Here is a 6,833-nt window from a genome sequence, read left to right on the forward strand (position 1 = left end):
TTCGAGCCACTGCCGTCGGAGACCTGTCGGTTGTTTTATTTCAGTTGCTGCATCTCCTCCTGACAAGGACGTCGATCATGAAAAGGCAACCCTCCGCACTGACATCTGAAACTGAAGTGCAGCCGGTACCGCTGCGGCAGCCAGCGATGCAGCAGCTGGCTCGACGGAGGCTGGCAAATGCACTGCTCACGGCAGCCGCAGTGGCGGCCGTGGCAGCATGTGGCGGCAGTTCTGGAGGGGGCGGCACGGATGCGGCCAGCACGGAGGCGGCGCAGAAGGCCTTGGTCGAGCAGGGCAAGCAGATCTTTCGCTTCGACACCTTCGGGGACGAAGCGAAGTGGACCGATCACCTGAGGATGCACGAGGTCATCGCCAGCTCGGTGGATCCCTTGACCGCATTTTCAGTCGGCCTCAAGGTCGACGCCGAGGCCTTGCCCGAGGCCGTCGTCAATGGAATCCGCAATGGCACGATCGACCTCAAGAGCCCGGCTACGACAGTGGCGCTGCTGAAACTGAACGCGGTCGTCGGCCTCCAGGGAACCGTCGAGACCGTCAATGGGGTCGACAAGCTGACCCGCGTCGGCACTACCTGCGCGCTCTGTCATTCGACGGTGGACAACTCGTTCGCGCCGGGCATTGGCAAGCGGCTGGACGGATGGCCCAACCGGGATCTCAATCCCGGCGCCATCATCGCGCTGTCACCGGCCATTGACGAGGCCATGAAAAAGGTCCTCAACGCCTGGGGCGCAGGCAAGTACGACCCGCGCAACAATATCGACGGCCTCAGCAAGCCGGTCGTGATACCGCCCGCCTTCGGGCTGGCCGGCATTCACCGCATTACCTTTACCGGCGATGGCGAAGACATCATGTACTGGAACCGGTATGTCGCCGTCTCCCAGATGGGCGGCCTTGGCTCCGTATCCGAACCGCGCCTGAATATCTCCATCACCAATGGCTCGGTGGACCTTGTCACGAGCAAGCTTCCGGCCCTGCAAGCGTATCAGCTATCCCTGGGCGCTCCGCCGCCACCGGCTGGCAGTTTCGACCCGGCGGCGGCACTGCGGGGCAAGGCTCTGTTCGAAGGCGCGGGCCGATGCGCCACGTGCCATAGTGGCCCGGCATTTACCGATGCCAACTCGCTGCTTCACCCGCCCGGCGACTCGATGGCGGAACCGGAGAGCCCGAGCTACGCCTCGCGCTCCGCAACCAAGCAATACCGGACCACGCCGCTGAAGGGCGCATGGCAACACCCTCCCTATTTCCATGACGGCTCTGCGGCGACTTTGCCGGAGGTCGTGACGACCTACAACACCAAGCGGGGACTGGGGCTGAGCAGCCAGGATATTGCCGACCTGGCGGAGTATCTGAAGTCGCTGTGACCTGAAGCCCAGGCGGAATGTGCCGCGCCGGGCTGCGCAGCCATATGCGCACTAGTTGCTGGCAAGGGCTGCTGATTCCTCCGGCCGCCGGCCACCGCCCAGCGCCTTGAATGCCGCGACGGCGGCGCGCATCGCCTCCGTCTGCGCCTGCGCGCGCGTCTGACGCGCGCAACAGGGTGTTATCGGCTTGCAGGACTTTACGAAAACTTGCGGATTAGTTGCTGCAAGCGGTCGCAAGCAGCGGGAACCTGGTGCTCAATCGCCGTCGCGACACCAAGCAGCAGGCCGGACCGTTGGGTGGAAGCAGAGCAGAACCAGCCCGATAACGGTGCGGGCGCCAGCCCGTAGGCATAGGCTTCCCGGGCGATCCTCTGGTCGTCGGCGCCGTCCGGCAGTCTCACCACTACGGCGAGGCCTGCCGCATAGGCCTGGAATTCCCTGGCGTTGAGCGCAGCCAGAAGCGCATCGCTGCGGGCTGCGTAAATGCGTTTCATGCGGCGCAGGTGCCGCAGATAGTGTCCGTCGCGCATAAACTCGGCGGTCGCCATTTGCACCGCCGGCCCTGGCGCGGAAGCTAGGCAGGCGACGACTTCTTCGAAGCGCGATACCAGGACAGGCGGCACGACCACGAAGCCGAGCCGCAGCGTGGGGCTGAGTGTCTTGCTGAAAGACCCGATATGGATGACCCGCCCGGCTCGATCCTGCGATGCCAGTGCGGGAGCCGCGCGACGCCTGAGCTGGAGTTCGCCAAGGTAGTCGTCCTCGATGATCCATGCACCCGCGCGGCTGGCCCACTCGAGCAGTTGCACGCGGCGACCGAGTGAGAGAGTCGGGCCCAGGGGCGCCTGCTGACCCGCCGTAACCAGCGCCACCGCGGCATCCGGTGCATGTGCCTGGCCGTAGCCGACATCGATGCCGTTTTCATCCACCGGGATGGGAACCGTCGTGAGCCGGGACAATGCCATGGCTCTGCGACTGGGAAGAAATCCCGGATTCTCGACCCAGGCTTGCCGGCCCTCGGCCTGGATCACCCGCAGCGTGACACCGAGCGCGCCGGTAAAGCCCGCGGTGATGAAGACCTGCGAGGGCTGGCAGTCCATCGCCCGGGACAATGCCAGGTGCGCCGCGATCTCTCTGCGGAGTTCATGCTCGCCGCGCGGATCCGGGTAGGTCGCCGGCGCCTCCACCTCGTCACGTGCCGCCCGCGATCGCAGCCGTGCGAACAAGGGGGCAGGGAAGCAGTCCGATGCCGGCACGCCCATCTGGAACACCGCCGGGCCCGGCAGAAAGTGCTGGTACAGCTCCGAGCGCAGATCGGTTTCGAGCGAACGCGCTTGTTCCGCGTGGGGCCTTGCGGCTCCGGCGTGGTCGGAAACCCTGGTGCCGCCGGAGCGCGATGAAACCACTAGTTGCGCATCGGACAGCCGCTCGTAGGCGGTCCTGACAGTGCCTCGCGCCACGCCAAGCTGGGCAGCGAGGTCGATCCACGACGGCAACCTGGCGCCTGGAACCAGCACGCCACTCTCGATCGCGCCGGTGATGCCGAGCCGTATCTGCTCCGCCAGTGAGGTTCTGGACGCACGGTCCAGCTTCAGGTAGAGGATGCTGGTCATCGCCGCTGGTACATTCAAAAATCGTGTTTTTGGTTCTTTTTTGTGAACCAGGTGAGGTGCATGATTCTAGCCTCCAAGGAGCCAAACATGAAACTGCAACGCATTCTTCTCTCCCTGCTGGCGGCAACGGGCATCGCCTTTACCGGGGTCGCAGCGGCGCACGGCGCCGGCGACACGGTGAAGCCCAATTTCTCGAAGGAGATTCCCAATGTCCCGGGCAAGTCGCTCGTCGCCGTCGAGGTCTTTTATCCGCCCGGTGGTGCATCGCTGCCGCACACCCATGCCAGGTCGTCGTTCATCTATGCCTACGTCGTTTCGGGCAGCATCGCCAGCAAGGTGAACGACGAGCCGGAACGAATCTTCAAGGCGGGCGAGAGTTTCTTCGAGAACCCGGGCTCCCGTCATCCGGTGAGCCGCAATGCGAGCAAGACCAGGCCGGCAAAGCTGCTGGCCGTGTTCGTAGTCGATACGGCCGACCAGGAACTGACCATCTACGACAACTAGGAGTTTGAAATGAGACTGGACTACACCAAGGTATCGGCGGGCGGCGTCAAGGCATTTGGCGGCGTATACGGCTATGTCATGCAATCGGGCCTGGAAGACGTCCTGGTCGACCTGGTCTATCTGCGCGTAAGCCAGATCAATGGGTGCGCGTATTGCCTCGACATGCATGCGCGCGACCTGATCAAGAAGGGCGTTACGCCGGCAAAGCTCGCGCTTGTGCAGGCCTGGCAGGAAGCGGGGCCGTTGTTCAGCGAGCGCGAGCAGGCGGCGCTGGCCTGGACGGAATCCGTCACCCGCGTCGCCGACACCCATGTGCCCGACGAAGATTTTCGACGGGCCGCGGCGGTGTTCAGCGAAAAGGAGCTCGCCGACCTCACCATGGCCATCGGGCTGATGAATGCCTATAACCGGCTCGCCATCAGCTTCCGCCGTGCCCCCGAATCTGCCCTCGCTGCTGCAGCCTGAAGCGGTTGGGTCTCGAACACCGGGCGGATCTCGATGCCATCGCGGGAGCCACCAACGTGCAATCGAGATCCCCAGATAGCGTGCCGGGCAATGACGCGGGACGCATGACCCTGAAGCCTACGCGGACCGGATCCCAGATGGCGGTCTTGGTTGCTCCAGAAGACGAATGGAAGAGCGCCTATCGCTTGGTGTGAACGTTAGACCGTTCCGGATACGGGTGGTAGACCACAAAAATCAGACACCTCATCCCATACCTGGATCACTGCCCTGCGCGCTCTTCGCATCGATTGGCGATGTTTCCGCTTACACGCAGTCGCGCGCTAGCCGATTGGCACGCCGGAACCGCTGGCAGACAGGCAAGAGTCCACTCAATGCCGGTGGGAACCGGACCCCGATGCCGGCGCCGAGCCCGAGGCCTTGACGTCGGGCACCGTGACAGTGACCACCTCGGTGGCGAGGATCTTGTGGCCGGGATCGGCCAGCTCCAGGCGCAGCCTGTGCGGCCCGGGCGCGAGGCCGACCACGATGATCGGATCCTCGCTCGTATGTGCCCAGGTGCCAGGCGTATCGTCAACCGTCACGTGCAAGTGCCCGATGCGAGGCGAGATCCCGGCGGCGGCATTGCCGAATATCGGCATGACGCGGAAATTCTCGGTGCGAAACTGGACGATGACTACGCCGCGGGCGAGCGGCTCCGGCAGCGCCGCATAGGGCAGCAACTTTGGTGCGGGCTCGCTGCCGAGGGGAAGAATGGCAGGCGGGCGGATGGCGTCTTGTGCAGGTTGCGCGGAGACACTCGCGCAGAACGCGGCTGCAATGCCGGCGGCTGAAAGGGACTTGACGATAGGGTGCATGGCGTTTTCCTTTGATGCGGAGGGTTGCCTCCACACGCACATCCGGGTCGGATGTGACGGGCGATTTCAGGATAGGCCTTGCATCTGAACACGCCGCCGCGGCGGGCTGTCGGCAGTTTTGTATGACAACGTAGCGGCACCACCTGCAGATACGAACTAATACATTAGGTGCCACCGTTCGCTACAACAGGGATACATCGGCATCGTTCAATGCTGGCTATGCAACGTATATCCGCGCGTTGGTCGGTTTGCCCGCAAACCACCAGGCAGGAGGGAGATGACATGACCAAGACATTGACAGTTCGCAGTGCACTAAGACTTACGGCCGCCGGCGCTGTAGCGTTGGCCGCCACGCTGTTCATTGGCGGCGCCCGCGCAGCGGCGCCGCAACCACCCGTGCCGGAAATCGGCTACCTCCAGGTCAGCCCCGATATCAAGTTGAGGCGCCTGATCGTCCGCAATGCCGAGCGAAAGGGCACGGTGCTGTTCCTGCATGGATTCCCCGAGACGCTGTACGCGTGGAAGGACATTGCCGTGCAACTTGGCCAGGACTACGAGGCCCATGCGTTCGACTGGCCGGGCTATGGCGACTCCTCCCGTCCCGCGACCGACAGGTTTGCATACGCACCCAGGGATTATGCAAAGGTGCTCAAGGACTACATCGCCACGGCAGACATCGACAAGCACAAGCTGGTGATCTACGCGACGGACATTGGCGCCTTGCCGGCCCTGCTGGCGGCCCTCGACGACCCGGCCATCGCCAGGCGCATTGTTGTCGGTGACTTTGCGCCATTCAACCGTCCGCAGTTCATGCAGGAGCGCCTGCAAGGGCTCAAGGAACCCGCCTCCGCCGACGCGATTCATGCCGCGTTCAACCGCACACGCGACGAAATCCTGCAGAACGCATTTACCCGCGGACTTCCCGAGTCCTCGCACTTTGCATTGACCCCGGAATTCAGGGCCGATATCGCCTACGGCTGGCAAAACGGCGCGCTGACGTCTGCCGATGCGTTCTACCACTACTACTCTCATTTCACGCGTGACCAGGACTATTTCGAGGCGAACCTGGGCAAGCTGAAAACGCCTGTCAGCGTGATCTGGGGCGAGAAGGACATCTATGTCCGCAAGGAGATGGGCGAGGAACTGGCGGGTCGCGCCGGCCTGGAGATGAAGGTCTTGCCCGGCCTTGGCCATTATCCGCACCTGCAGGACAAGGCGGCGACGGTTTCAGAAGTACAAGCCGCGTTCGACGCGCGCTAGACCATGCGATTTGCATATATCTCAATCCGAACAGGAGGACCATCCGAAATGAATCTCGCCAAGTTTGCAACCGCCGCCATGACCGTCGCCTGCCTTGCCGCAACGTTCCACCACGCCCACGCACAAGCACCGGGGATCCATCGGGCCGACCTGGTCAGCCATGAACTCAGCGTCGCGGGCAAGGAAGGCATTCAGGTTCGCGTGGATTTTGAACCGGGCGCGTTCGCGCCCAGGCACGCACACCCGGGTGAAGAGATTGCCCATGTGTTGCAGGGCAGCCTTGAGTATCAGCTTGGCGATCAGCCGCCGGTGACGCTGAAGGCAGGGGAATCGCTGTTCATACCGGCAGGCACGCCGCATTCAGCCCGGAATGTTGGCGGCGGCCTGGCATCGGAATTGGCAACCTATATCGTCACGAAGGGTTCGCCGCTGGTTGTGCCCGCGAAATAGGGTTTCCGGCCGCTGACCAGGAGGTGGAAGACTTGTGATTCCACGGGTCGTTTCACCACCCCGTATTGGCGTCTACCTGGCGGCGCTGTGCAGCACGGCATTGCGCCGCGCATAGGCGAAGTAGATCACCAGCCCCAGCGCCAGCCACACCAGGAAGGCGGCCCAGGTCAGCGCCTGCAGGTGCGCCATCAGAAACAGGCAGAAGCCGATCGACAGCAGCGGCACCACCGGCACGCCCGGGCAGCGGAACGCGCGCGGCAGTTCGGGCCGGGTCTTGCGCAGCACCAGCACCGCCACCGAGATCAGGG

General features: G+C 63.6%; 8 protein-coding genes and 1 pseudogene. 5 read left to right on the top strand and 4 right to left on the bottom strand.

Translation table 11 applies throughout. The features are described from left to right. The first annotated feature begins 77 nt into the window (after positions 1 to 77). Positions 78 to 1,379 carry a c-type cytochrome gene (locus tag CBM2588_RS08115; protein WP_231942117.1) on the top strand — a complete coding sequence of 434 codons (1,302 nt, stop codon included), beginning with the start codon at positions 78 to 80 and terminating at the stop codon, positions 1,377 to 1,379. 51 nt (positions 1,380 to 1,430) lie between these two features. Here the strand turns inward: CBM2588_RS08115 and CBM2588_RS31020 are convergent. After that, positions 1,431 to 1,587: pseudogene (locus CBM2588_RS31020) on the bottom strand (TolC family protein); the annotation flags it as partial. Continuing rightward, positions 1,577 to 2,992: a PLP-dependent aminotransferase family protein gene (locus CBM2588_RS08120; RefSeq protein WP_115680089.1), complete on the bottom strand. Its 1,416-nt coding sequence runs from the start codon at positions 2,990 to 2,992 to the stop codon at positions 1,577 to 1,579. The pseudogene CBM2588_RS31020 and the gene CBM2588_RS08120, both read right to left, overlap by 11 nt. Before the next feature lie 87 nt (positions 2,993 to 3,079). Here CBM2588_RS08120 and CBM2588_RS08125 point away from each other — a divergent pair, with 87 nt between their 5' ends. Beyond that, positions 3,080 to 3,496, top strand: a complete 417-nt coding sequence (locus tag CBM2588_RS08125; RefSeq protein ID WP_115680090.1) for a cupin domain-containing protein — start codon at positions 3,080 to 3,082, stop codon at positions 3,494 to 3,496. Between the two features lie 9 nt (positions 3,497 to 3,505). Continuing rightward, a complete protein-coding gene (locus tag CBM2588_RS08130) occupies positions 3,506 to 3,961 on the top strand; it encodes a carboxymuconolactone decarboxylase family protein (RefSeq protein WP_115680091.1) in 456 nt (151 codons plus the stop codon). 368 nt (positions 3,962 to 4,329) lie between these two features. On the opposite strand, the gene CBM2588_RS08135 is transcribed toward CBM2588_RS08130, so the two are convergent. After that, complete coding sequence (locus CBM2588_RS08135; RefSeq protein WP_115680092.1) at positions 4,330 to 4,815, bottom strand: DUF6130 family protein; 486 nt, start codon at positions 4,813 to 4,815, stop codon at positions 4,330 to 4,332. A 282-nt stretch (positions 4,816 to 5,097) separates the two neighbouring features. Here CBM2588_RS08135 and CBM2588_RS08140 point away from each other — a divergent pair, with 282 nt between their 5' ends. Together CBM2588_RS08140 and CBM2588_RS08145 are read left to right on the top strand one after the other, a co-directional pair. Further along, entirely contained in the window at positions 5,098 to 6,075 is a 978-nt protein-coding gene (locus CBM2588_RS08140) for an alpha/beta fold hydrolase (protein ID WP_115680093.1), read from the top strand. Between the two features lie 48 nt (positions 6,076 to 6,123). Further along, positions 6,124 to 6,525, top strand: a complete 402-nt coding sequence (locus CBM2588_RS08145; RefSeq protein WP_115680094.1) for a cupin domain-containing protein — start codon at positions 6,124 to 6,126, stop codon at positions 6,523 to 6,525. Positions 6,526 to 6,597: 72 nt separating this feature from the next. Here the strand turns inward: CBM2588_RS08145 and CBM2588_RS08150 are convergent. Next, the coding region (locus tag CBM2588_RS08150) for an amino acid permease C-terminal domain-containing protein (protein ID WP_306437238.1) at positions 6,598 to 6,833 on the bottom strand (236 nt) is incomplete at its 5' end.

Source organism: Cupriavidus taiwanensis (genome assembly GCF_900250075.1).
In the GTDB taxonomy this organism is placed as follows: domain Bacteria; phylum Pseudomonadota; class Gammaproteobacteria; order Burkholderiales; family Burkholderiaceae; genus Cupriavidus; species Cupriavidus taiwanensis_C.